This is a genomic window from Brevibacillus sp. HB1.4B (assembly GCF_013284285.1).
Taxonomy (GTDB): domain Bacteria; phylum Bacillota; class Bacilli; order Brevibacillales; family Brevibacillaceae; genus Brevibacillus; species Brevibacillus porteri.
Window position 1 is genome coordinate 200,558 of record NZ_JABSUT010000012.1, and the last position, 25,066, is coordinate 225,623.

At 48.4% G+C, this 25,066-nt stretch carries 26 protein-coding genes; 3 read left to right on the forward strand and 23 right to left on the reverse strand.

Going from position 1 to position 25,066, the window contains the following annotated elements:
* Positions 1-19: 19 nt before the first annotated feature.
* The 12 genes from HP398_RS25620 to HP398_RS25675 all read right to left on the reverse strand — a co-directional run bounded on the left by HP398_RS25620 (position 20) and on the right by HP398_RS25675 (position 13,055).
* A complete protein-coding gene (locus tag HP398_RS25620; protein WP_173618794.1) occupies positions 20-1,747 on the reverse strand; it encodes an ABC transporter permease in 1,728 nt (575 codons plus the stop codon).
* A gap of 14 nt (positions 1,748-1,761) precedes the next feature.
* Positions 1,762-2,838: an ABC transporter ATP-binding protein gene (locus HP398_RS25625; protein WP_017252161.1), complete on the reverse strand. Its 1,077-nt coding sequence runs from the start codon at positions 2,836-2,838 to the stop codon at positions 1,762-1,764.
* A 123-nt stretch (positions 2,839-2,961) separates the two neighbouring features.
* On the reverse strand, positions 2,962-4,086 hold the full coding sequence (locus tag HP398_RS25630) for an extracellular solute-binding protein (RefSeq protein ID WP_173624030.1): 1,125 nt from the start codon (positions 4,084-4,086) through the stop codon (positions 2,962-2,964).
* A 24-nt stretch (positions 4,087-4,110) separates the two neighbouring features.
* On the reverse strand, positions 4,111-5,289 hold the full coding sequence (locus tag HP398_RS25635) for an ROK family protein (protein ID WP_017252163.1): 1,179 nt from the start codon (positions 5,287-5,289) through the stop codon (positions 4,111-4,113).
* An 801-nt stretch (positions 5,290-6,090) separates the two neighbouring features.
* The gene (locus HP398_RS25640) at positions 6,091-6,369 is read right to left on the reverse strand and encodes a hypothetical protein (protein WP_017252164.1); all 279 of its coding nucleotides are present in this window, start codon (positions 6,367-6,369) and stop codon (positions 6,091-6,093) included.
* 145 nt (positions 6,370-6,514) lie between these two features.
* Entirely contained in the window at positions 6,515-7,396 is an 882-nt protein-coding gene (locus tag HP398_RS25645; protein ID WP_173624031.1) for a LysR family transcriptional regulator, read from the reverse strand.
* Positions 7,397-7,620: 224 nt separating this feature from the next.
* On the reverse strand, positions 7,621-8,742 hold the full coding sequence (locus HP398_RS25650) for an aminotransferase (RefSeq protein WP_173624032.1): 1,122 nt from the start codon (positions 8,740-8,742) through the stop codon (positions 7,621-7,623).
* 33 nt (positions 8,743-8,775) lie between these two features.
* Positions 8,776-9,825, reverse strand: coding sequence for an ornithine cyclodeaminase family protein (locus HP398_RS25655; RefSeq protein WP_173624033.1), 1,050 nt, complete (start codon positions 9,823-9,825; stop codon positions 8,776-8,778).
* 130 nt (positions 9,826-9,955) lie between these two features.
* Complete coding sequence (locus HP398_RS25660; RefSeq protein WP_173624034.1) at positions 9,956-10,687, reverse strand: IclR family transcriptional regulator; 732 nt, start codon at positions 10,685-10,687, stop codon at positions 9,956-9,958.
* A 27-nt stretch (positions 10,688-10,714) separates the two neighbouring features.
* A complete protein-coding gene (locus tag HP398_RS25665) occupies positions 10,715-11,404 on the reverse strand; it encodes an amino acid ABC transporter permease (protein ID WP_017252169.1) in 690 nt (229 codons plus the stop codon).
* A 65-nt stretch (positions 11,405-11,469) separates the two neighbouring features.
* A complete protein-coding gene (locus tag HP398_RS25670; RefSeq protein WP_173624035.1) occupies positions 11,470-12,282 on the reverse strand; it encodes an ABC transporter substrate-binding protein in 813 nt (270 codons plus the stop codon).
* A 50-nt stretch (positions 12,283-12,332) separates the two neighbouring features.
* Entirely contained in the window at positions 12,333-13,055 is a 723-nt protein-coding gene (locus HP398_RS25675) for an amino acid ABC transporter ATP-binding protein (RefSeq protein ID WP_173624036.1), read from the reverse strand.
* A gap of 213 nt (positions 13,056-13,268) precedes the next feature.
* Here HP398_RS25675 and HP398_RS25680 point away from each other — a divergent pair, with 213 nt between their 5' ends.
* Together HP398_RS25680 and HP398_RS25685 are read left to right on the forward strand one after the other, a co-directional pair.
* A complete protein-coding gene (locus HP398_RS25680) occupies positions 13,269-13,868 on the forward strand; it encodes a hypothetical protein (protein WP_017252172.1) in 600 nt (199 codons plus the stop codon).
* A 279-nt stretch (positions 13,869-14,147) separates the two neighbouring features.
* A complete protein-coding gene (locus HP398_RS25685; protein ID WP_017252173.1) occupies positions 14,148-15,305 on the forward strand; it encodes a serine hydrolase domain-containing protein in 1,158 nt (385 codons plus the stop codon).
* Positions 15,306-15,414: 109 nt separating this feature from the next.
* Here HP398_RS25685 and HP398_RS25690 read toward each other — a convergent pair whose 3' ends face one another.
* The 5 genes from HP398_RS25690 to HP398_RS25710 all read right to left on the reverse strand — a co-directional run bounded on the left by HP398_RS25690 (position 15,415) and on the right by HP398_RS25710 (position 18,388).
* Entirely contained in the window at positions 15,415-15,966 is a 552-nt protein-coding gene (locus tag HP398_RS25690) for a riboflavin biosynthesis intermediates N-glycosidase (RefSeq protein WP_017252174.1), read from the reverse strand.
* A 113-nt stretch (positions 15,967-16,079) separates the two neighbouring features.
* The gene (locus HP398_RS25695) at positions 16,080-16,430 is read right to left on the reverse strand and encodes a DUF6463 family protein (protein WP_173624037.1); all 351 of its coding nucleotides are present in this window, start codon (positions 16,428-16,430) and stop codon (positions 16,080-16,082) included.
* A gap of 30 nt (positions 16,431-16,460) precedes the next feature.
* Positions 16,461-16,640, reverse strand: coding sequence for a hypothetical protein (locus HP398_RS25700; protein WP_254476370.1), 180 nt, complete (start codon positions 16,638-16,640; stop codon positions 16,461-16,463).
* Between the two features lie 11 nt (positions 16,641-16,651).
* Positions 16,652-17,836, reverse strand: coding sequence for an ArsA family ATPase (locus HP398_RS25705; RefSeq protein WP_173624039.1), 1,185 nt, complete (start codon positions 17,834-17,836; stop codon positions 16,652-16,654).
* A gap of 75 nt (positions 17,837-17,911) precedes the next feature.
* Complete coding sequence (locus HP398_RS25710; protein WP_069848208.1) at positions 17,912-18,388, reverse strand: MarR family winged helix-turn-helix transcriptional regulator; 477 nt, start codon at positions 18,386-18,388, stop codon at positions 17,912-17,914.
* 145 nt (positions 18,389-18,533) lie between these two features.
* Between HP398_RS25710 and HP398_RS25715 the strand changes: the two genes are divergently transcribed.
* Entirely contained in the window at positions 18,534-18,722 is a 189-nt protein-coding gene (locus tag HP398_RS25715; protein WP_017252179.1) for an H-type small acid-soluble spore protein, read from the forward strand.
* Between the two features lie 62 nt (positions 18,723-18,784).
* On the opposite strand, the gene HP398_RS25720 is transcribed toward HP398_RS25715, so the two are convergent.
* From HP398_RS25720 to HP398_RS25745, 6 genes are all read right to left on the reverse strand, one after another.
* Complete coding sequence (locus HP398_RS25720; protein WP_173624040.1) at positions 18,785-20,968, reverse strand: polysaccharide pyruvyl transferase family protein; 2,184 nt, start codon at positions 20,966-20,968, stop codon at positions 18,785-18,787.
* Between the two features lie 4 nt (positions 20,969-20,972).
* Positions 20,973-21,680, reverse strand: a complete 708-nt coding sequence (locus tag HP398_RS25725; protein WP_173624041.1) for a glycosyltransferase family 2 protein — start codon at positions 21,678-21,680, stop codon at positions 20,973-20,975.
* A 46-nt stretch (positions 21,681-21,726) separates the two neighbouring features.
* Positions 21,727-23,178, reverse strand: a complete 1,452-nt coding sequence (locus HP398_RS25730) for a glycosyltransferase family 2 protein (RefSeq protein ID WP_173624042.1) — start codon at positions 23,176-23,178, stop codon at positions 21,727-21,729.
* Between the two features lie 56 nt (positions 23,179-23,234).
* Positions 23,235-23,432: a hypothetical protein gene (locus HP398_RS25735; protein WP_144612861.1), complete on the reverse strand. Its 198-nt coding sequence runs from the start codon at positions 23,430-23,432 to the stop codon at positions 23,235-23,237.
* Between the two features lie 14 nt (positions 23,433-23,446).
* Positions 23,447-23,821 carry a hypothetical protein gene (locus HP398_RS25740; RefSeq protein WP_017252184.1) on the reverse strand — a complete coding sequence of 125 codons (375 nt, stop codon included), beginning with the start codon at positions 23,819-23,821 and terminating at the stop codon, positions 23,447-23,449.
* A 226-nt stretch (positions 23,822-24,047) separates the two neighbouring features.
* On the reverse strand, positions 24,048-25,037 hold the full coding sequence (locus HP398_RS25745) for an aromatic acid exporter family protein (protein WP_082192260.1): 990 nt from the start codon (positions 25,035-25,037) through the stop codon (positions 24,048-24,050).
* Positions 25,038-25,066: the final 29 nt, after the last annotated feature.

Consider the following 25,066-nt stretch of genomic DNA (forward strand, 5'->3'; position numbering starts at 1 on the left):
TCACGAAGGCATCCAGCTTTTACACGGCAGTTCCCGCTTTATCTCCGGTCAGTTTTCTGGAGATGAACAATACGATGATGATGACCACGATTTGCAAGACACCATAGGCGCAAGCGGTGCCGAATTCATTACTGTACATGCGTTGGAATACCGCGACAGACAATGGCGTTGTCTTCGGTGTGAAGATCAGAATCGAAGCCACAAACTCCCCGATACACTGGACGAATGCCAAGAGCGTACCTGCGAGAATTCCACCCCAAGCCATCGGGAACACGACACGTCTGAAGCTGTACCACCAGGAAGCACCCAGATTCCGCGCAGCCTCCTCGACGGATGGGTCCATCTGCATCAAAGTCGCATTGGTAGAGCGAAACACAAGTGGTAGATGTCGGACAAAATACGCCAACGGGATAATCCAGAATGTTCCGATCAAAACCTGACCAAAGCTGAATGCATTCGGCTCACTGAACGCTGCAATCAGGTTGATCGCCACAACTGTCCCTGGCAATGCCCATGGCAGCATGATCAATACATCAAGAAGCGTTTTCCCGCGAAACTTGAGGCGAACCATGGCATAAGCCGCAGCTACACCGAAAATGACAATCCCGATTACCGCGATAGCAGACAACTGCAAGCTGTTGAGAATCGGACGCCATGTCTTACTATCCGTGAACAAATCCATGTAATGCGACAAGGTATACTCCGGAGGTAATATTTGCACCGTCCAGGTACCATCCACCGAGAAGGAGATGAGTACCAATACGAGAATTGGCAGCATCAGAATGACTGTACCGATAAACGACAGCACAATCGTGGTGTAGCGTCCTGCTTTGCTCTTGATCTCGGTACGGTGCACGCTGACCCCTTTGCTCAAATTCTGGTAGTTGCGCGCGCCTTGGTACCAACGCATGATCAAAAGAAAAGCCACGGAAACAATCGAAAGAATCGTAGACTGTGTCGCAGCCATGTCCAAATCTCCATTGGTGCGAGACAGATAGATTTGCATCGTCATTGTCCGGTCAATTCCGAAAATGAGTGGCGCCGTATAAGAAGCCATCGAAATCATGAAAACCAACAGAGAAGACGCGACCATGGCTGGCGTAAGCATCGGCAAAATAATGCGCCGCCAAACGGTAAAGCGATTCGCTCCAAGACTGGCTGCCGCCTCTTCCAAGGACGGGTCGAGTCCCTTGATTGCTGCTGTAGCTGTCATGAAGAAGTAGGTGTACATCGTAAACGTATGAACGACGACCACACCCCAAATTCCTTTTAACGAGAAAGGAACCTGGGCAAGCCCAAACAGCTCTTTGATCGCCCGTGGAATGATTCCACTCTCTCCGTACAAAAAGGTAAACGAGAGAACGCCAATGAGTGGAGGCAACGCCATCGGAACCAAAGCCAGAACAGAAAGGATTTTTCGTCCAGGAAAATCATAGCGTTCCAATAAAAACGCCATCGCGACGCCAACGATTCCGCATGTAATGACACTCAGAACCGATATGTAGACACTGTTCCACAACGCTTCCAGGTTGGCCGTATGCTCCAGGCTGAAGAAGCGAATATAGTTTTTCCACGTAATTTCTTCATCGATTTTGATACTCGCAACGAACGTTTCGAACAATGGATAAACGACATAAGCCAACAATATTAAAAAGAGTGGCGATACCAGCACGTAGACGAAGGCGGGTGAAGCGGTGATGGACTTTCGTCTGGCTGCTGTCGGCGCTTGCTGCAACTCTGCTCTCAAAAGCTTCTTCCCCCTTATCCGGCAAAATAAATGCTCTCTTTCGGTATATGTAGGCCGATGGCATCGCCGCGCTGTTTAATCGGTCGTCCCAGGTTGATCGACATGCTGCGCAGGCTCTCCGTTCCTACCTCCGTGACGTAATTGACACACGCCCCTGTAAATTCAGACATGACAACAGAGCCTGTCACTACATTTTGTCCCTCGTTGCCTGTACTCTCCAGGACGGATTCAGGACGGATCGACATTGTCACCTTCTCCCCAACTGACAGCTGTGCACGTGGAGAAGCGTTTTTCTTAAATCCGCTGAGCATTTGTCCAGAAGCCGTGCGAACCAGCACTTCGTCGCCATCAAACCCTGTAACTGTCCCTTCCCACAGATTCGTCTCGCCGATAAAAGAAGCGACAAAACGGTTTACAGGACGATGATAAATCTCATGCGGTGTGCCTATCTGCTGCACCTCTCCGCTCTGCATGACCATAATCCGGTCTGACATCGACATCGCTTCCGCCTGATCGTGCGTAACGTAAATCGTCGTAATCCCCAACTCCAGCTGGAGTCTCTTGATCTCAAAACGCGTCTCTTCGCGAAGCTTCGCATCCAGATTGGACAGCGGCTCATCCAACAGCAGAATCTGCGGCTCGATGACCAGCGCCCGTGCCAGTGCTACCCGTTGCTGTTGTCCCCCAGAAAGCTGATCAATGCGGCGTTCACCATAGCCTTCCAGACGGACCAGCTTCATGATCCGTTCTACGCGCTCTTTTGCATCGGTTTTGTTCACTTTCCGAACCTGCAAACCAAACGCGATATTTTCAAAAACAGTCATGTGCGGGAACAACGCGTAGTTTTGGAATACCATCCCGGTATTGCGCTTATGCGGAGGAAGAGATGTAACCTCCTGTGATCCAAAGCGGATATGGCCATCCGTTGGATAATAAAAGCCGGCAATCATGCGCAGGGTAGTCGTTTTGCCGCAGCCACTCGGACCGAGAAAAGTAAAAAACTCTCCTGATTCGATATGAATGTGAACATCTTCGACCCCTTTTGCTTGGCCAAACCTTTTGTGAACGTGATCAAGTGTTACGCTGCTCATCGGGTTGTGTTTCCTCCTTCATCGCAAGTCATTTCAAGCTGCGTCCGTTTTCAAACAACTTCTATAAGTGACTAGACGGAAAGGACAACGCCTTCCCGCCTAGCTGCTTGAAAAAAACCTTCCTTACTTCTTGCCTTTGCCCTTGATGTTTTCATCCCAATGCTGCATCCACTCTTTTTCTTTTGCAGCCATGACAGCCCAATCGAGTTCCATTGGCTTCAGCTCGAGATTTTTCATGAAATCTGGCAATTGGTCCTTGCTGATGTCCGTACGAGATGGGAACTGGAAGCGCTCCTTCGCCAATTGGGCAGCCATTTCAGGACTCATCAAGAATTCCATGAACTTTTTCGCTGCGTCCTGGTTTTTCGCGCCTTTTACCAGAGCCACGCCGTCTACGAGAATTGGTGCCCCGCTCTTCGGATAAATGAAGTCATACGGATGGTTGTTCTTTTTGCTTTGGATCAGCACGTCTTGGAGGTTCCACAAGGAGATGACGCCCTCTTGACGATCCAGCTTCAAATACAGGTTTGTCGGGTCTTGCGTGTACTCTTTTGTATTGGCATCGAGCTTGGTCAGCCATTCATAACCTTTTTCAGGAGTATCCGCCCCTTGACGGAAGATCATTGCAGAATAAATGGTACGCATCGTGCCGGACGGCAGTACGTTTCGGATAACGATCTTGTCTTTGAATTTCGGATCGATCAATTCGTCCCAATCTTGCGGCGCTTCTTCTGGCTTCAGCACCTGCGAGTTGTACATGATAACCTCTGGCAAAAGCATTTCGCCGTACCAGCGATCTTGTGGATCTTTGTACAAATCTGGAACCTTGTCTGCAAAAGTCGGCTTGTAAGGCTCCAGCAGATCTTCATTGGCTGCTGTCGCTAGAGCAGATTGGGTACCACCCCACCAGAAGTCAGCCTGCGGGTTCGCCTTCTCTGCACGAACGCGCTCCAAAATTTGTTGGGCACCCATCTCGAGTGTTTCCACTTCAATGTTCGGGTACTTTTCTTTGAATTTTGGCAATACGATTTCAAAAATGTTTTTGTCCCGTCCGGTGTAAATCACCAGTCTTTGTGGGTCACCCGATGAATCAGCAGGTTGAGCAGCCGTGCCTGATTGGCCGCCTGCGTTGTTGTCCGCAGGCTTTGCTTCCTGTCCTCCACTGCCGCACGCAGCCACAGTCAGAGCCAAGGAACTGACAAATACGCCCTTCATCCATGTTTTCAGCTTGCTAGTTGTCTTTTTCAAAACGAACTCCCCCTCTTGTTCTTCTCACTCTTTGTCAAGCAGTCGTGTGAAAGGAAACGCTTCCAAAACACTATGGACAGCACCAATCAAACCAGCTCGCTCCCCCAGACTCGCTTTTTCAAGATTAGGCACCTCGGGCACCCATTCTCTCAGCCATTCGTGAATTTGCTTCACCCCTTCACCATCGACGTGGACCATCTCCCCGCTCAGGATCAATATTTCCGGGTTCAAAATACTGATGATGTTCGCCATTCCGTACGCCCAATGTCGATACACATCTGCAAGAAGCTCTTTTGCTTCTGCATTTTGCTTGGCGTGCCGGATCAGCTCTTCTATGACACTCGACCCTTCCTGAAGGTCAGAGAGAAATCCCTTAGCCTGCGCTTGGATACCCGGAATCGAATAATGCGTCTCAAACACGCCTGACGCGCCATTCGGGCGATTATGTACCGGGCCGATCATCATGAAGCCGATTTCTCCTGCTGCCTCACGACTCCCCCGATAAAACTGTCCATCCAAAATGATCCCGGCCCCAATCCCCGTTCCTACGTACATGTAGACGACATTGGTATGGCCGACCCCTGCTCCACGGACATACTCGCCCAGTGTCATCATATTCACGTCATTGTCGATAATGACGGGCAGTCCGAGTCGCGCTTCGATGGTCTGCTGAATCGGTGAACCCATCCATCCTGTGCTGGGCGAAAAGCTGACGGTTCCACTGCCACGCTGTGTGACCCCCTGCAAACCGACGCCCATTCCGAGTAGACGCTCTCGCGGGATGCCGCTTTCACGCAGCAAGCGATCCAGTCCGGCTGCCAAATCTTCGATGACGGTTTCGCCATTCGCTGGTTGTGCCAGCCGTTTGCGATAGCGAGCCAAGAACTCACCTTTCATATCTGCGATGGCCATGTCCAGGGTAGATCCTTCAAAAATCGCGCCTGCAATGGCGTACGCCTGATAGTTGTACTCCAACAAAATCGGCTTTCGGCCGCCTTTGGAATCGCCCATTCCTACTTCTTGTAGGAGTCCTTCCTGGATCATTTCATCTACGAGGGCGGAAACACATGGACGGCTGAGATGTGTCTGCTTGGAGATATCTGCGCGGGAAATTTGCCCGTGCAAGACGACCTGTTGCAATACTTCTTCTTTATTCAGTTTTTTCACGAGTTTGCTATTACCTGTTTTTTTGGGAGCTTGCACGCTTCTTCGATCACCGCCACACAGTTAGTTAACATTACTAACAAAGATAACCAAATTATAGACACGACGACTACCAATAGTCAAACAATTTACATTTGTCTTTCAGATATTTTTTGGATTTTCAGTGTATATATCCCTTGTTAAATAATACTAAAAATCCACTTGTCACTCTGTTGTGGTGGGGAGGAAACAGGAGAAAACGCTCAGCTTCTTGTCCCACCCGCTGGGGGATTCACTGCCCGACTCCATGCAAAAAGCGAAACCGCGTCCAAAGTGGTCCATTCAGGATGTGTTTCAGAGGTGGACGCTTAAGGGCGTGTTTCGCTTTTTGCATTCCGTCTCGGTCGGTGTACCAAAGATCTTCGCTTATTTCTCCTGTTTCCTCTACGAGCTGTTAAAGTTATTCGTTTTTTAAAAGCTTGAAAAGAACGAAGAACGTAATCAGATACGCCAGAGAAGAATATTTCCAGACGTAGCGACTTGTGGAGTCCTACCGAGCGGAGAAGGGATTAGCGGGTAAAAGAAACGCAACCGTGCTCATGCGACGTAGCGGCTACCACTTTTGCGTTTCCCCGCTAATTCCTTTGGAGCGGGCAGTCAAAGCTTCCCTGAGGGACGGAGCCTGGAGCCTAGACTGGAAATATTCTTCTCCCCACTGCAGCCACCGTCTTTCAGATGGTTTTTAGATTTTTTACCATGATAACCCTTTTGCGTTGTGGTAATAAAAAAGCACATCACCCTCTACAAGGGGAATGTGCTTGGAACACTACTCTTCTTTTCCTGATAACCAGACGTCCTCTATTAGTCTATATATCCGGCGATTCCTTTTTTAATCAAGTATTCCATCTCTACATCCAGGATCTTCTCTACGGTGATCTCATCTAGCTTCACATCTGACTTACCCATGATGTAATCTACGAGATCATCAAAATCAACGTCGACATCACCTTTTGCATCTGCCTTCGCACTGTTCATGTACGCTTGCTCATGCTTGAGTACGATCATGATTTTTTGCGGATCTACTTTTGTTTTGGTAGCTAAATGCGAAACGAGTTCCTTTTCGTTTACTTGCTTACTCATTTGTTGTCATCTCCTATTTCTCTTACCTTCTTTCATTTTACAATATTATTGCCGTTCCACACAGAAAAAGAAGCTAGGAAAAACGAAACCGTTTTTCCCAGCTTCTTTACTTTTGAGGGACTCCTTAGACTGCCCCTTGTCATGACTACTCTTCTCTTATCGATAACCAAATGTCTTTGACCAGTTCCATGAAGGTCTGGATTGCAGGCTCTTCTCTTCGGCGCCCCAGACAGACCAGCGATGTTTCTGCTTTCTTGGAAAAGCGGTACAACTCCATTAGTTCTCCTGTTCGAAGCTCTTTTTCCACTAGAACCTTACTGAGCAGGGCTATGCCTGTTTGATTCAGGACTGACCGTTTGATCGTTTCTTCGCTGCTACATTTAATGATAGAGGGTGGGATGTAGTTTAACTCCAACAGGCATTGGGTAATAAATTCATCGAGATTGCACCCCTCCTGATAAGACAAAAAAGGAAAGGTCATGAGAGCCTCTGCCAGTGTTTTGTCCTTCATCAAATCAGGAGAAGCAATCAAGGTGAATTGTTCCAAGTCCACGACGCTGGAATGAATACCTGGTTGCGAGGTGATGCCCGCAATGATCCCAATATCTGCCTCGTGGGCTTGTATTTTTTTCAAAGTCTCCTGACTGGTGCATGAAATGACCTGCAAATTGACCTGTGGATGTGTCTCTACATATGCTTTCAGAATTTGGGGCATGTATTGGATGCAATAAAACTCCGGGGCCGCCACGACCAGCGGTCCTACAGGCATGTCTAAGTGATTAAGTCCCTCCGCCATGTGCTGGAGAACGTAGAAAAGCTGATCCGTATGTTGTTTCACTATTTTTCCGGCCGGTGTCAAAAACGTGCGCTTGCCTACCCGATTAAGCAAAGGATGACCCAGCTCCCGCTCCAATGCTTGAATCTGGAGTGTAATCGTAGGCTGGCTGTATCCGAGTTGCTCTGCAGCCTTCGTCAAGTTCAAATGCTCGGCAACGACCTGAAATGTCTTCAGATTGCGTAACTCCATGATTGATTATCCACTCCCTCACCGAACGACACCCATTCTTCGTGTAAGTGCGTGTTCAAAAAGTCGGCTTTTTGAACAACCTCTGTTAGAAAAAGTGTAGCCGAGAGTGGCTCTATGTTCAACCGATACCCTGTGCGTGCTCCCCTATCATCTCCGCCAGCTTGCGAGCATAAGAGTGTCTCTTTTCTTCCACCGAAGAGACACTCCCTCTCCTACTTTATCCCTTATTTGCGTGACTCCAAAAACTCCGATACTTTTGATAGACCTACTTGAAGCACTTCAGACGAGCAGGCGTACCCGATTCGTAACCACCCTTCCATGTCGAAGCAACTGCCTGGTGTCAAAAACGCCCCTGTCGTTTTAAACAGGTCAATGCAAAACGTTTCCGAAGGGATATCCAGCTCGTACTTGAGCATTGCCGTTGTTCCAGCCTGCGGCTTGACGTAAGAGACCAACGGCTCCTTCGCTACCCACTCATCGAGAATCTGCAGGTTGTCCCGCACGATCTTTAGGCTGCGCTCCATGATCTTGTCGCGGTTTTTCAGTGCATGGACAGCCAGCATGTCATCCAGCATCCCGCAGCTGATGGTCGTATAATCGCGGTGCTGGAAGCAGCTTTTGATCACATCCTGAGGTGCTGCAATCCACCCCAGACGCAAGCCCGCCAATGAAAACACTTTGGACATGCTGCTTGTCGCAATCCCTTTTTCGTACAAGTCGACGATAGATGGTACCACAACCTCCGGGTCTTGGTGCAAATTTCGATACACCTCGTCACACAGTAAGTAAGCATCTACGGAGCGGGCAATCTCTACGATTTCTCGCAGCAAACCTTCACCCATCAAAGCTCCAGATGGATTGTTCGGATTGTTGATACAGATCAGCTTGGTCTTGTCTGTAATGAGTGAACGTAGCTCAACCGGATCAGGCAAAAAATCATTTTCCGGCAAAAGTCTGAGCAGCTTGACCTGCGCTCCGAACGACTCCGGTACCGAATAAATTTGCTGATACGTTGGATGCACTGTAATTACTTCGTCACCAGGCGCAACGAGCGAGAACAAGGTGAGAAAATTCGCTCCGATCGCCCCGTTCATCGCCAAAATGTTGTCCGGCTTCATCGTTTGATACATACTCGCGACGAGACTGCGGAATTCCGGCGAACCCTCGATATGACCGTACGTCAGCTTCTTCTGGGCCATCTCTCGGAAAAAATCTTCCGGCTCATCGGAAAGGCGGATCAACTCTTCTACCGTCAGCGAATCGACGCATGTTTCGGCAATATTGTAAACAGCCTCCATCTCGTAGGCGTTCATCCATTCTTCTACTTTAAAAGGTGCAATTCTCATCGTCGTTCCCCTCCTAATCCTATCCTTTCACCCTTACAGATCAACGATCGTTCCTATACCGCGCTTATCCGCCACTTTCAAAATGTGTGCCGCTGTCAGTAAATCTTGGAACGCGATCCCGGTGCTATCAAAAATCGTGATTTCTTCTACATGTTGTCTTCCTTGGGCACGACCGGGGATGACATTGCCAATCTCTGCTGCGATATCGCCCTCTGTTATCAGCCCCTTTTTTACAGCTACCTCTGTCTCTCCCACCCGTACTGACTGTCCGACATCATCAACGAAGACGCGCGCTTTTGCAAAAAGCCGTTCATCGATTTCCTGTTTTCCTTCCATGTCTGCCCCTATGCAGGTAATATGCGTCCCCGGCTTTACCCACTCCGCTTGGATCATCGGTTCACGTGAAGGAGTTGCGGTGATGATCATATCTGCTTGTCTAGTCGCTTCTTCGAGATTGTCCACCGCGATAAACTCCACGTCACAACGGCTGGCATACCGCTCGTACTCTTCTCCCGCATACTTGGAGACGAATCTGGTCAAGAGGTTCTCTTTGATTTTGGCGGCAAAGCTTTGCGCCTTTTCTGGTGATCGCGGATTGCAGATGTACACCCGCTTGATCTCTGTCATCGTCATCAGTGTCGCCATGATTTGAAAAGGAGCCTGATGTCCCGTCCCGACAATCAGCAGGTTCTCCGATTCGGGACGTGCCAAATACTTTGCACCGATTCCTCCGGCAGCTCCCGTACGCATGCAAGTAATGTGCTCTCCACTCAAAATCCCCTGCGGTACGCCAGTTCGGCTGTCTACTACCATCACAGTACCGACTAGTTGTGGCAGACCTTTCTTGTCATTGTCACCGAACCACGAGACGAGCTTGAGTCCAAATATATCGGCTTGCGGCAAATGACCGGATTTGATATCCATGTCGGCTCTGCCCTCTACGAACTCATGAAAAATGAGTGGAAACAACGTCGCCTGCTGACTCGATTTCATTTGATAGGCTTGCTCCACCACTTCGATGACACTAACCATATCCAGCACATCTTCCGTTGTTTCCTGATTAATAACGCGAAATGGAAACATGTCTCTCTCCCCTCCCCACTGTTTCTTTCACACTAACACAGTTTTTCGAGGCGAAAAAATTGAAAGATCTGATGGTTACTATAAAAAAAAGCAAACCCTCCATCCACAGATGCTGGAATGGAGGGTTAACTTATGCGCCGCCGATTCTTGCCGAAATCGTCGTAGCTTGGCGTTTCACTTTTTCGATGAGTAGGGGCAATCGATCTTCTGTCACCCGAAAGCACGGGGCGTTGATCGAGAGCGCTCCGACGAGTTGATTTCCGTAGCCGATGATTGGAGCAGCGACTGCCATGGTGCCTTCCGTCTTCTCTTCGTAGCTGATCGCATAGCCACTTTTCTTCGCTTCACTCAGCTGGTCCAAAAATGACGGCTGCTTGTCTGGCGAAAGCTGGGCTGAAACGACTTTCGTGATCGCATCCTGCTTCAAATACGCGAGAATGATTTTGCTAGGGGCGCCGATTGTGAGAGGAATCCGCTCCCCCAGGTTCTCGTCTATGCGTATTTTCAGTGGACTTTCTACTTTTTCGATCGGCATCGAATCCGGCCCAGCCAATACGTTGAGGAAGATACTCTCTTCGACTTCATTTGCCAGCTCCTCCATGAAAGGCCTCGCCACAGCCCGCAGGTTTAGCTTTTCATGCAGGATAAAACCGATTTCCATCCACGTATATCCCGGCTTGTAATGCTTGGTGACTGGGTCCTGCTCAACCAATCCGAACTGGATCATGGATTCGAGAAAACGGTGGAGCGTACTGATTGGTAGACCCGTTGCGCTCGCCAGCTCCGAAATCGGCCAAGCATGTTTTTCGTCTGAAATCAGTACCCGAATAATTTTCATCGCCCGTTCGACTGATTGAACCATCTTTCTTTCGTCCTCCATGACTAAGAGTTACGCCGCCACACTCGTGTTGTCTTTCGCTTGTTTATTGGGGGCTTTGCCTCTGGCTAATCGTGCTTCCAGTTTGTTTACGAAATATGAGAAGATCATGATCAATACGAGATAGTACAAGCCTACGACCATATAAGTCTCTAGCTGCTTGTAGTTGGAGGCTGCTTCACCCAGACCGGTTCCCCATAAATCTTGCATCCCTACGTAGGCGACCAGCGATGAGTCTTTGAGCCCGATGATAAACTGATTGCCAAGCGATGGGATCGCCCGACGGAACGCCTGTGGCAAAATGATTCTGCGCATCGCCAACGGGTACGACATTCCGAGTGATCGGGATGCCTCCATCTGCCCACGATCAATGGACTGGATCGCGCCTCGGAAAATTTCTGCAATATATGCGCCGTTATGAACTGCCAGCGCGATGGCTCCTGCCCAAAACTGCGAGAGCGTCACCAAATTTGCCAAGCCGAAGTACAGAATACAAATTTGCACGATCAAAGGCGTCCCGCGAATGACGGTAATGTAGACGTGTGCGATGTAGTTCAATACTTTGTTATCGGATATCCGGAAAAAGGCAATGACAAGACCTACCACACAACCGAGCATCAGGGCAACGGCCGTCAACTGAACTGTGAGCCATGTCGCTTTTAGAAAAAGGGGATAACTGGATAGAAAAATATCTATAATCACGTGCAATCCTCCTCACATGAAGCGTTAAAAAGGGGGGCATCCATCACGGACACCCCGTTGCCCACTTACTGTTTTTGCAGGATATTGCGGCCAAACCATTTTTGGCTGATCTTTTCATAGGTACCGTCTTTAACGATCTCGTCCAACGCCTTGTTGAGGCGATCTACTGCCTCCTGGTCACCCAAGCGCACAGCGATCGCTTGCTCGTCAAAGCTCAGTGGTTCGCCTACGTCAATTACTTTTCCTCCGCCTTCTTTAATGAATCGCAAGCCAACTACCTGGTCGGTAATCACGGCATCGAGGCGTCCTGTCGGCAGGTCGAGCAAAGCGGTGATATCGCTATCATACTGCGTGATTTTATCTTCATCGGTCAGCTTTTTCGCCCAATCCAAGTAGTTGGATGCTTTTACTACGCCGATCTTTTTGCCCTTCAAATCTTCTTTGCTCTTGATGGTGGTATTGCCCTCTTGCACGAAAATTTGCGAACCGGAACGGTAGTACGGATTGGTGAACAGAACAGCTTTTTGACGCTCAGGTGTGACGGTCAAGCTCCCGATGACAGCGTCGTATTTTTTCGCGTCCAGACCGGGGATGATCGTTTCAAATGGATTGGTGATCGGCACTGCGTTCATGCCCATTTTTTCTGCCAGTGCTTGTCCAATTTCTACGTCAAAGCCAGTAAGTTGCCCGTTTTCCTTGAAGCTAAACGGCTTGTACACGCCACTCATGGCGTACGTAAAATCTTTCTTTCCACCGTCTCCAGAAGCTTGTCCACCTGCTGCCGGTGTGCTTGTCTGTGATCCACAAGCTGAGAGTAGCAGCGAGCCCATTAGAACCGTGGACAACAAAATTCCGGACCATTTTGCACGTTTTTTCATTGGTGATTCCCCCTGTTTTTCATCTCTATATTATTTAGATGTAGCGGATTTTACCGGATGCTACCTAAAAACTGCTTGGTACGATCATGCTGCGGATTCTCAAAGAATTCACTCGGTGGTCCCTGCTCCAGAATTTGCCCATCGTGCATGAACACCGCCCGATCTGCTACTTCACGAGCGAACCCCATTTCATGTGTCACGACGATCATTGTCATTCCTTCTTTGGCGAGCTGCTTCATGACCTGTAGCACTTCACCGACGAGCTCGGGATCGAGTGCAGAGGTTGGCTCATCAAAAAGCATGATTTTCGGCTTCATCGCAAGCGCCCTGGCGATGGCAACCCGTTGCTTTTGTCCACCAGAGAGCATGTCTGGGTAGACATCGGCCTTATCCTGCATATTCACTTTTTTCAGGAGCTCATACGCTAATTGTTTGGCCTCTGCTACATTCATCCCTTTGACGTGAACAGGTGCCTCGATCAAGTTTTCCAAAACTGTCTTGTGCGGAAACAGATTAAAGTGCTGAAAAACCATGCCGACCTCGGCGCGGAACTGATTCAGATTCGTCTTGTGTGGATCAATTTGCTGACCACCGATTCGAATCTCTCCGCCGTCATGAAATTCCAGAAAATTCAAACATCGGAGTAAAGTACTTTTTCCTGAGCCACTGGCTCCAAGCAAGACGACAACTTCCTTTTCTTCCACCGTGAGCGTAACGCCCTTCAACACGGTTAACGGGCCAAAAGATTTGACAAGCTGCTTAACCTCAATCATCCTGCTATCCCCCATTTATGTCCCGGATGAATTGCGCATTAATTTTTCCGAATACCGGAAATGATTTCTGATTTAAATTATAATTATATATTTTCTGATATTCAAGAAAAATATGTTTTATTGAATAAATATTCACGATAAGACTATGGAATAGTTTTCCTCCTTGCGTGGAATGAATAAGCGGGAGTGTTTTATACATCAAGGAGGACCGTGATGAAAGTAGCAACGTACTTCTATGTAGGACTCATCCTCATTTTTCTGCTCTCCGCCTGTTCACTGACAGGTCCACAAGCAGCGCCACCGCCACAGCAAGCGGCTCCATCTGACCCTGAGCGGGAAGTCAAAAGACCGACAACCGATGAGATCAAAGGTCGAACCATAAACAATCAATTCACAGTGCCGATCCCGATCACCGAGACATTTACGTTTGCCATCCCTCCCTCTTGGACCGGAAATTACATCGTGGAGGAGTTCTCATCGACGACTAAGCGCCCCCCTCGCCAACAGCCACTGGAGGGCAAGCTGGATGTGCCGACGAAATACGAAGCGCATTTTATGTTCGCTCCCAATCAACGAAAGGAGGAGCGATCCTCACTCCTCACCATTTTTGTCATGACGGTACCACATTGGAATCACCTGTCCAAATTGGAAGGACCGCCGCTGGGTGATGTACTGGCACAAACGCATGGGCTGGTATACGTCGTTTCCTTGCCTCAGTCCAATCCCTATGATCCAGCAACTCCAGACGGGAAGCTATATGGGCAGATGGTCATGTCTTTGGACCAGGTCAAAGCTGCGTTTTCTGTGCAATAAAGAAAGAAGTGGTTGAGCAGCACGATGTCTGCTCAACCACTTTTTCGTGTAAAGACAAATTTTAATGCAGCACAATGTCAAGCTATTTTAAACATAAGTAATTTGTAAGGAATGCGTAAGAAAAAAGAGATTTTCATTCTGTATGATAAAAAAACAACGCTGCGTGAAACGCGGAACAGATATGACTTATATATGAAAAACAAACCATTTAACAAGAGTGTTTCAAGGAAAAGAACAAGCAATCACCTATACAATATAAATAGAGGAGAGAAATGCCTTATGAAAAAACGTAGTCAAATTACATTTGCAAGTCTGGCCCTTTTAATAGCTGGAAGTTCCCTGTTATACATAACGCCAACCTCAATTGTAAAAGCAGAGCCCACTCAAAATGTATCCGGTTCGTTACAAACAAGCACTCAACGAGATCGTAATTCCGTCAAGCAAGCAATGCGGGATATATTGCAACTTGGAAACCCGGGGATACTCGCTAAAACTTATGAGGATGGAAAAACATGGGGTTACGCCGCTGGGGTATCGAATCTGAGCACTAAGAAACCAATGGAAACAGATTTTCGCTTTCGCATTGGTAGCGTGACGAAGACGTTCACCGCAACAGTTGTACTTCAATTAGCTGGAGAGAATCGCCTGAATCTAGACGACTCCATCGAAAAATGGTTGCCTGGTGTCATTCAAGGAAACGGATATGATGGTAACCAGATTACTATCCGGCAGATATTGAACCATACAAGTGGTATCGCTGAATACTTAAGATCAAAAGATGCTGATATGATGAATGCCAAAAAATCATATACCGCTGAAGAATTAGTAAAGATTGGGCTTTCTCTGCCTCCAGACTTTGCCCCAGGAAAGGGCTGGTCATATTCAGACACAGGATACGTATTACTGGGTATCCTTATTGAAAAAATAACCGGAAACAGCTATGCGGAAGAGATTGAAAATCGGATTATTGAACCGCTTGAATTGTCGAATACATTCCTACCTGGCAATTCGAACGTTATTCCAGGCACCAACCATGCCCGTGGATATTTCCATCCTGACGGAGCAAGTGAGCTAAAAGACGTTACTTATTATAACCCAAGTATAGCTAGCTCGGCTGGAGATATGATTTCTACTGCCGACGACTTAAATAAATTCTTCTCTTACTTACTCAGTGGCAAATTACTGAAGGAGCAGCAATTAAAAGAAATGCTTACTACAGTTCCTACAGGAAGTGCTGAGATCAGCGGATATGGTCTTGGAATCTATGAAACGAAGCTTCCAAACGGTGTTTCAATATGGGGACATACAGGTAGCATTCCAGGGTTTATTACTCTTGTTGGGGGTACACTTGGAGGCAAGCATATGTTAACCGTCAATTTGAACAATTTGGGTAAAGCTAACTTTAAAAATATGTTACTTGCAGAATTTAGCAAGTAGGTAAAAAAGGAAAAAATACGCTATTCTTTCTGAATAATCATAGGAAAGAATGGCGTATTTGTACGTCTATTTCTGTTTTGCTCCCCCCAAAAAAGATGGGCAACCTGGATCATGAACGTAACTGCTCCCTGACTGCCACCAATGCAAAACCGAGCAGATTTTCTCCCCGCCACTTTTCGGGCTGTTCCGCATGCGGATGATCGTGGGCCATCCCGATTCCCCATATCCGATCATAAGGACTCGCTTCCACAATAATACGGTCACCTGTGTCCAAGAGGTACGCTTTCAAATCGGCATGCTGGCTGAATTTTAATAGGTTTGCCTGGCGAACGATCGCCGTCTTGTTCGCATTCCACACAGCCTCGTCAAAGGAATGAACCTTTCGTCCCAATTCCTTCGCTTGTTTTGGATGGCTTTTCCTGAGTATTTCATCACGAATGGCAAGATCACCGAACAGCTCAGCCTTTTTCGCCATCATGTAATGCTCAGCGGTCAAGTACGTGATACCGTCCTCTACAAAAGCGGCCGGATACCATTGGCTGAAGCATGATTTATCGATAGTGCCTGACTCCTTCTGTGTATGTCCCCAAAAGAACAAGTATTTCACTCTGTTTTTTTGCGATTCTTTGATTAAGGTTTGGACGTTATAGATGTGCTCCATCGTGTTATCCCCATCTTTCTTTTATAGACAATCCCATCCTCGGATATTGAAACATATGGAAAATGGTACATTCATTTTATCTGAACCATCTACCTATCCGCAAATTTCTTACATCACTTGCGAAGCAAGATGCCTGCCTGTGGTAAGGCTAGCCAGAAGCCCGATACAGGCATGGCAATCACCCCGACCACACATATGCCAAGAATCGTCCACCCGAAGGTAGCCGGCGGCTCCATTCCCTTCTTTTTCATCAGCCAATCCGCCATATATCCGAGTAAAATCAACAAAAAGCCAAACATCATAAACCAGAAAGCAGCATCTTCCTCTCGCCCTACCGCATTCCAAAAGCCATTTGCGACGATCTGCTGAAGTGGCTCCGCGTAGAAAAAAAGTCCGACAACCGTATGCAGCAGTCCTGTCAGGATGAGAGTGAAACCCATTTGGCGCTTGATCCCATTTACCATGTCATTTCTCTCCTCTCAATTTGGCCTATTCTATTCCTTGGAAATGTTGATTTTATGAGCTTTCGGACGTTCCTGTTCATCCTGTAACGCATCGATCATGCTGTCGATCACTGACCGCGATGCGAGTAGCCATTCTTTGCAGGCATTTTTCACATGTCGCTCGGTTCCATGCTGTTCCATGTTCCCGAGAATCGTCAGCACCCGATTCAATCCAGTAGGTCTCAATGTTGGGCAGCCCCTTCCCTTGCGCTAAAACGAATGATCAGCCGATCTTCCGCATATTTCGCTCCCGTTACCTGTCGTCCCATTAATACTCGTGGTAAAATAACTTTTCGCTTGTAGGCACCCGCATTTACGGTCAATTCATCCCCTGTTTGCGTTAAATCCAAGGCTGCTTTATCTACAAAAGGAATCGTCAGCTCCAAATGCATCTCGCCGTCCACTTCTCGAATCAGTTCCGTTCTGCCCTGATAAAGCTTGGCGGATGGGTCTTCTGTTCCAAAAACGATGTCAGCCAATTCTTCTAGAATGGGCAACCCAATCACTTCTTTTGGCATCATTGGTGCTTTCAAAATCGGGAGCGGCTGAAAGTTTTCCACGATTTCGTTCTCATACTTTCGTTGCAGCTCTCGCCAGTGGGCAAAAAATCCTTCTCCCGCTTCATCCGGAAGCACCCGATTCACGATGATCGCATCCGTATTGAACCCGAACAGATTCAAGTACGTGAACGAGCGCTTTGCTTCCGCGAGCACCATTTTTTCTGGGTTTACGACGATCCTCACTGATGTAATCTCCGGGTCCAAAACAATTCGTTGCATTTCCTCCAGCCCCCGAGCGAGCTGCTCAACACTGTCTAGCACATCATCAGAAGGAAGTTCTACTTTGTTGACGATCTTGGCCACTGGGCGAACCAGTTTGATCAGCTTGCGCTCCGTCGGAAAAATTTTCTCCAACCACCAATTCAATACGTTCGGATAACTGAGCAGACGCAGTGTTTCCCCGGTTGGGGCACAATCTACTACCAGGACGTCGAACTTCCCGCTTATGGCGTGTTCCTTGATCTGTAGCAAACTGAACAATTCCTCCATGCCAGGAAAAACGAGCATCTCCTCCGTTGTTATATCAGTCAGCTTTGCTTTGTCGAGCAGTGTTGTCAGCCACCCCTGAACGGCTCCCCAGTTGCGCTCGGTTTCCCGCAAGCTGTTTACTTCCTGGCCCCATAAATTTTCGCTGATTGGTACGGGATCTGGTCCGATCACAGTCCCCAATGAATCTGCCAAACTGTGTGCGGCATCCGTACTGAGTACGAGCGTCCTCTTTCCCTGCTTTGCCAGCTTAACAGCCGTTGCTGCTGCGACACTCGTCTTCCCAACCCCACCTTTTCCGGTATAAATGACGATTCTCATCTCGACTCTCTCCTTCCAATCCATTTAATACGATTTCGTAGTAATTAGACAAAAAAAGAAGCAGGCTCGAACCGACTATTCCTCAATGTTGATCTTGATGGAACGAACCTTTGTTTCGCGCGGCTTGACAGGTCCTCCCTCCTGAAATACCTTGGCTGCCTTGAGTAACAGGGTGGTGAATTGCTCCATTTCTTCCGGTGTAAATGCTTCCTGAAGCCTGCCCAGCATCGCCAACATCATTTGCTCCGATTCTTTTGCGAGCTGTTTGCCTGGTTGTGTCAGTGTGACGAGCTTCACCCGCTGATCCTCTACAGAGGTCGCCCTCGCGATGTATCCTTTGCGTTCAAGCCGTTTCGCGATGCTGGTCATCGAACTAAGCGGCGCCCCCATCTCTTGCGCCAGCTCTGACATGGTCAAGTCTCCGCGGAACAGCAATATGAGGAGGGTCGACAAATCGGAGCGAGTCAGTTTTTCTTCAAGCTGCATCGTATCAGACATAAAGGCGAACGGACGCAAACCGGTTTTCAGAAAGAGGTCATATAGTTGCTGCATACCGGTGACTCCTTTTAGTACGATTTCGTAGTAATTCCCCCTTCAATTTATTACATATTTTAGGAAATGTCAACAGGCGCAAAAAGTATACCTTGCTGGGCTGATGTACATATTAATGCTGTTACGAATGACAGGAGGAATCAAAATGAATAAACAGCGCGCGAAAGAAATCGCCGCTTCACCCGTTATGGCGAATGTTACCTGCGATGGAATACCCGTATACATCCAGCACATCGATGATGACAACGACATGGCAAGGATTTACCCGCTCAACCAGCCGGATCAGGAGATGAGTGTTCCTGTAGCCAGCTTGCGGGAGCACGGTGAGTACTGATTTTCGTCACTTTTCATGAATGAAAGAGGGGACCTGTAGCGAAGCACAGGTCCCCTTTTGATTTACAGCAGACCTTGGATAAACGGCTGCTCCAAATTCTCCATCATCTTTTTTTGACTGGCTGCTATTTTTGCTGCGATCTGCTCCCTGCGTGCGATTGCATCCCAGGTACAAATGAGAATTCGTTCCGCTAATAGTGGCTCATCTGTGGAGACAAGGAGCTCCGGTAGATCCAAGGAGTAAGCGAAGTCGATGCTTTTGATGCGATACGCTAAGCAGACGAATGGAACTCCAGCAGCGGCACTCAGCACATTGGCATGCAGCTTAAAGTTAATCGTCGCCTGAAACCCTTTCATCAGCTCCAGCATTTTTGAATGGTCGTGTAGCTCCAAGTCGAGGATCGTATGCGTTGGATCGCCGATTTTTTTGTGCAGTCTTTTTATAGCTTCCCGATCCGGTCCCCACATCGTCAGCAAATGGATATCGTAGCCTAACTTGATGAGCCTCTTGGCTGCATACACCAGCGCATCCTCTACGGCGTCCTCGTTTTTCCCATAGATGCGATTATAGGATGTCCCCCAGTTGATACCAATGGTTAATCGCTTGCTTTTGTCTACCTCTGCTGCTGGTGATGCAGGAAGGAGCAGCATTCCTGGGTCTCCGCTGATCCATGCTTTGCCGCCTACTCCCGCTTGCTGGAGGTATTGAAGAGTAACCGGTCCTCGTACACCAAAGAACGTAGCGTGTTCCGCGATTTTTTGCAGCGTCTGGCTCATCTTTTCATTGTCTGTCATGAGCTTCGTCGTTAATATGCCAGAGGAATCGAGCTGCACCTTATCCTGTGAATCGAATCCGCTCCCCCAGATCCATAGCCGCTTTTTCTGTTCAACTGCTCGATAGGCTACATCCACATAACCGGGGACAAGAAGCGAGCCTCCCCCCAAAACGACGGTGTCATATTCGCTTAAATCGTTGAGGTCAACCCCTGGCAGCGAAGGAATCACCTTGTATTTAGCTGGGTCGAGATATTTGCGGGACAAATCGTGAAAGGCATGCCACATCAGTTCGTCACCCAAATTTTTGAACCCTAGCCAACCTACGTACAAGACTTTTTTCATATTCGTCTGACCTCCCCCATTCTTCACTTGAGCGTAGATGGTAAGCAAGGAGGCACATTTCTGCGTGATATGAAAATTGGATTGGACCCATGCTCTTCCCAGACCTCCTATTTCCTTCAGCTGACTCCGGTTTCGGCACGCTTGACGCAGAGCGCTATCGATCAGCTGAGGAGATGGCTTCTGCACAGAGGAGTGGTCACCGAAGTAACAGTCCCAAGCCAAATCGTAAGACGAAGGCGCGACCAACCCGACGTAGCCATGATTTCCGATCGCAAGCACTGGCTTTTCGCACGCCATCGCTTCGAGTGCGACCCTGCCTGTTCCAATCACCAAATCACTGATTGCGTAATACGGTCGGACATCGGTTTGCTCCCCCACAATGTGGATATAGGGCTGCCCTGCTGCTTTATTTAACGCTTTTGCCAGCTCATGTACATGAATGGACTGGGCACCCGAACCCACCACCACGATATGCAGGTTGGGGATTTCACTACGCAATGTTTTGGTTGCTCGCAACACCATGTTGCACACCGTTGCTTTTTGCCAAGCCAGCCTGCTGACATACGTCACCACTGTGGCATCAGACGGCAAGGAAGGTAGCTTCACCATTTTTGCAGAGTCAGGCCGGAAATCTTCCACATCAATCCCATTGGAAATGAGTGTGGTTTTCACCCCTAGCTTTTCCCAGAATAGTTGGACAGGTTTGCTCACACTGATGACAGCGGAACAGAGCTGTGCCACTTTTATCGCTTCATCCTTTGGATAGTACGTGCCATGCAAGGTAAATACGACGGGTATGCCCAACTGATTAGCGGCAGTAGCGGCGAGTAAGCCTGAAGGAGTCTGATGCACATGGACGATGCTAATGCCATGCTTCTTCATAACCCCCTGGTAACTCTCGATCAAATGCTGCCCGCGTGCCGAGAGGGGTTCCCGTGCGGAGTCGATTCGTTCAACTAAAAAACCTGCATCGACAAACGCTTGATAGAGGGGGCCGTTCCCGCCAGCATAAAACAGTTGGGCGCCCTTTTTTTGCAACGCTTTGCCTATGCTAAGAACATGTGTCTCGGTTCCGCCTGTCCCCAAATTATCCAGCACCATCAAGATGCGATCATTACTGCTATTCAAATTTTCACACCCCCTTTTTCCGATAATAGTGCGCCGAACGCTGCTCAGCGTGGATTCGGTAATAGTACAATGCTTCTGCGATATTGTTGACGTCTGCTCTCGCATTCAAGGCTTTGGCGATAAATTCGTAGTCTTCTGCACCGTCGATCCGACGAGTCGGGCCACCAACCTGATCAAACAAGCGCCCCCGAAACATGCAGGTACCGTGACAGACACAGTGTCCGCCTTTCCCATATACCTTTCGAATGTCATCGCCGTACTTGATCCAAGTAGCAAGCTCCTTTTTTTCCGGGTGATCGGACGAAAACGCGTAATAATTCGTACCGACCAAATCAATCTGGGGATGACTTTTTAAATACTCAACCTGCCGCGAAAGACGCAGAACATGGGAGAAATCATCCGAGTCCTGATTCGCAATGAACTCACCTCGGCTCATGTAGTGCCCGAAGTTGATGGCACCCGCAAAGCCAACATTGCGAGGGAGCGCATGAATCAGTACCTGATTGTCTCCTGGAAAAAACCTTTCATTTTGTTCCAGCCACTCTCTGGCGACTTCTACCGATTGATCCGTCGAAGCATCATCAATCAGGACAATTTCCCAATTCTCATAGGTTTGCTGAAGTATGCTGTCCAGACACTCTCGTATAAAAGCAGCCCTGTTGAAATTCGTAATAACGACACTTACGAGACCCTCTATTCGCTGTTTTGCCAATTTCATTCCCTCCTTCCAGTCTTCTTGATTTCACAACGCATCCTCGCTACCGTCCTTTCACCAGAAACTGCAAGGCTTCCACGTGGTCACCCGCAATCTGTTCAACGGCTGGGGGCATTCCGGAGCTGGCGAAGTGTTTTTCTGGCCGGAGTCGGTTGGAGGAGAAGCTGTTCACCTGATGAACCAATTCCATCTTTACACCTGCCTGTGCGTATACTGCTTGTGCTTTAGGCGGGCAAAGCAGTATGGGCCACCCGAGCGGAGCAACCGCCTCCCTGCGTAAGGCAAAGGGGACGGTCACCATAGACCCGATCCCCAAATCTTTACGATTCAAAGCCAAGTTGAGAGCTTGGCGACAAGCCACAAAAACGTTGTCAGCACAAGGCTGATTCAAAAAACCAGAAACATCATTCAACGCAACATCCACGCCGCACTGGCATGCGAGTACAAATGGATACAAATCATGCGCGGTCATGATCACATCCGCATCGACAAACAGTAGGATGTCTCCTTTTGCCAGACTTGCCCCAATCGCCCGTCCTGTGTCTACTCCCAATGCGTATGGGAACTCTACGGTCGTCGCTCCGCATTCACGGGCAAGCTGTGCTGTTTGATCATCCGAGCCATTGACGACCACTATAATTTCAACTGGCTCCAGCCGAAGAACTTCACGGATCACCTGCTGAATTGTTGCTGCTTCGTTAAGGGCTGGAATGATCACGGATACCGTTTTCCCGCTGTACAGACTTGTTTGTCGCAAGGGCCATTTCCCTACCTGCCTAACAGGTATACCACTGTTTGTAACACTTACATTCTCTGCTAGATCTCTTCGCCTGCCTCCATCGGACAATCCACCACGAAAAGGAAGATGTGAGACAAGATCAAGCTGTTCGGCAATCACCAGCTTTTCATACAAAGAGAGCTCTTTAAGCAACGAACCGTGGAGCTGAGGCAAAAACAACCTTTCTTCCGTCCCCGTTCCTATGATTTGCGCAGTAATAGACAGCCCGCCCACAACTGCCCGCTTGTGGGCTTGTGCAGGCTGTGCCAACTGTTCCACTCCGATTTTGGAAAGTGCCTCTCTGGTCATCGCGTGAGGTGTGTCCAGCAAGGAAGCTTCACGCAGGTCAGAGCGACCGAAGAGGTTATTTACAAGCAAGGAAAAACTGTGGATGGGCTGTGGTTTTATCATCTTCCTGTTCCGAGAATCATGCTGGGGCAAAACGACCTGTGCCTTTCCATATAAAATCGGGAACAAGAAGCGCTGCAATCCAGACAGCGAATCGATTTGCTCTTCCCCGAGAAAAAGCAGGACACTCCCTCTCGCATGCTTCGCAGCCTCTCTCCTCCATGAAAACAGATTCTCAGCATCCTCTGCAGGAACGACGCGAATACCAGCGCCAAGCTCCAGGGTCCTTTTCGAAATCACGATGAGCTCCAAAGGGGCAAGCTGTTTACATACGGCAATCAGCTTTGGCAGATGAACTGTCCCATGCATGGCAGGAATGAGAATGGAAAGGGGCGCTTGGCCCCTTCTCCCTTGCCGCCCAGCCATTAGACGACGCGCACATACGTGATGCGGTCGAGTTGAAATACAACTGTTTGACCGCCGCCATAGCCTGGCTCACTTGCTGCACGCACGGTTAATGTCGAATTGGTCACGCCGAGCAACTCACCGGAAACCACATCGAATCCAGTTACGACTTGTACACTATCGCCTATAAACGTTCTCAATTTCTGTACATAGTTCATTTGTCTTCTCCTCCTTACACCTCTTGAACAGAGTTAATTTGCGCGAAACGAATCAGCACACGTGTACCGCCTGACTCTATGATTTCAGCATAGTCCCGACCAACCTCATCCAGGACGCCTGTGACACTCCCTGCATCTGTTCCCAGCTCAACGGTTTCATGCAAATAACGCAGCAGCACTTTTCGAAAAGAATCACGTCGCAAATCGCTGTGGTTTTCTTGCAGAAATGCGGCGAACTCATCTGCATACAGCTCTTTGCGAAGCGAACTGCGAATGGCTTCTTCCTTGTCATTTGCGTGTCCTTCGTCTGTCCGTTCTTTTCCCCAGACGAGACGCCGCAGCCCTTGAAAATACTCTTTCAACTCTTTTTCATTCACAATTAATTTCATCTGGTCACTCTCATCTCCTTGATCCTACTCTTTTGATTTATTTTTCGCCGCTTGTACACGGTATACAAGTAAGTTCAAAAGCGTACTAGTACAACGGTGCAATTTTTTGATTTTAATGAAAAGTTCACGGAATTTTTATCGAAAAACAAAAAAAAGACTGCGAACATATTCGCAGCCCCTCCCTCGATATTCTACAATTCTTTCATAGTTACGCACTCTTGCTTGTCTAACTCTTTGCCGTCTGAGCCTTTTCGTCCCTGTTTTTGCCTAGCTCATGCTTGATGAACAAATAGCTCTCAATCTCTCGAAGAAGATAGAACAGCGAGGCACGCGTCTCAAATTCCTCTCGCGTTCGCGGCAAATCTGCTGCCTTGATCTCCTCTTGCATCACGCGCAGTTGGTCGATAAAGCGGTAGGCGGTATTGCCCGGGTGCACCGAGGCGCTGATTCGCTCGAGAAAATCTGCGATCCGATGGCTCTCTGTTACCTGATGATCCAAGGAAGAGACGATCGGCATCATGCGTTCCAATAGCTCGAACTGCTTTTGTCGCATCACAAAATACTCGTAGTACGAATCATTGCGGCGGCCCAATCGATTGCCAACATCTCGCGAGGCTAAACGAATCGCCGTTTCCAATACCCCTGTTGTTTCAATCAATTCTTTCCCGTCCCAATCACTTTCTCCGTGACGCAAGTAATAGCAGAACTCCCGCAAGATTTTGCTGAACAGCTTCTCCACCTTTACTTGCATCCCTTTTAGCTCTTTATCGAGGCTCGGCATGTACAGATTGACCAATAAGGCTACACCCACACCGATGACGAGCAAAGCTACCTCGTTCAGCAGTAGCATCCCGTCAATTCTCTTGGAAGAATACAGGTGCATGAGTACAACCATACTGTTGACGAAGCCTTCCTGAATGCCAAATCGCACTGCGAGCGGCAAGAAAAGCAAAATGAAAAGGAGAATGGCAAGCGGCGTATAGCCCATAAGGGAAAACAGGCAAACCCCAATTCCCAGCCCCAATAAACTAGCTAGAATCCGATTCCACGCTGTCTGAAACGATTGCTTGACTGTTACTTGGATACACAGGATCGTAATGATCCCCGCAGAAGAAGCATACATCAAGCCTAGCTGCTGGGCGATCAGAATCGAGACAGCCGTTCCAATGGCTGTTTTTAACGTACGATAACCAATTTTAAACTTGAGAAAGCCCAGTCTTGTTCCCCTCCGCTGTCAAAAATACT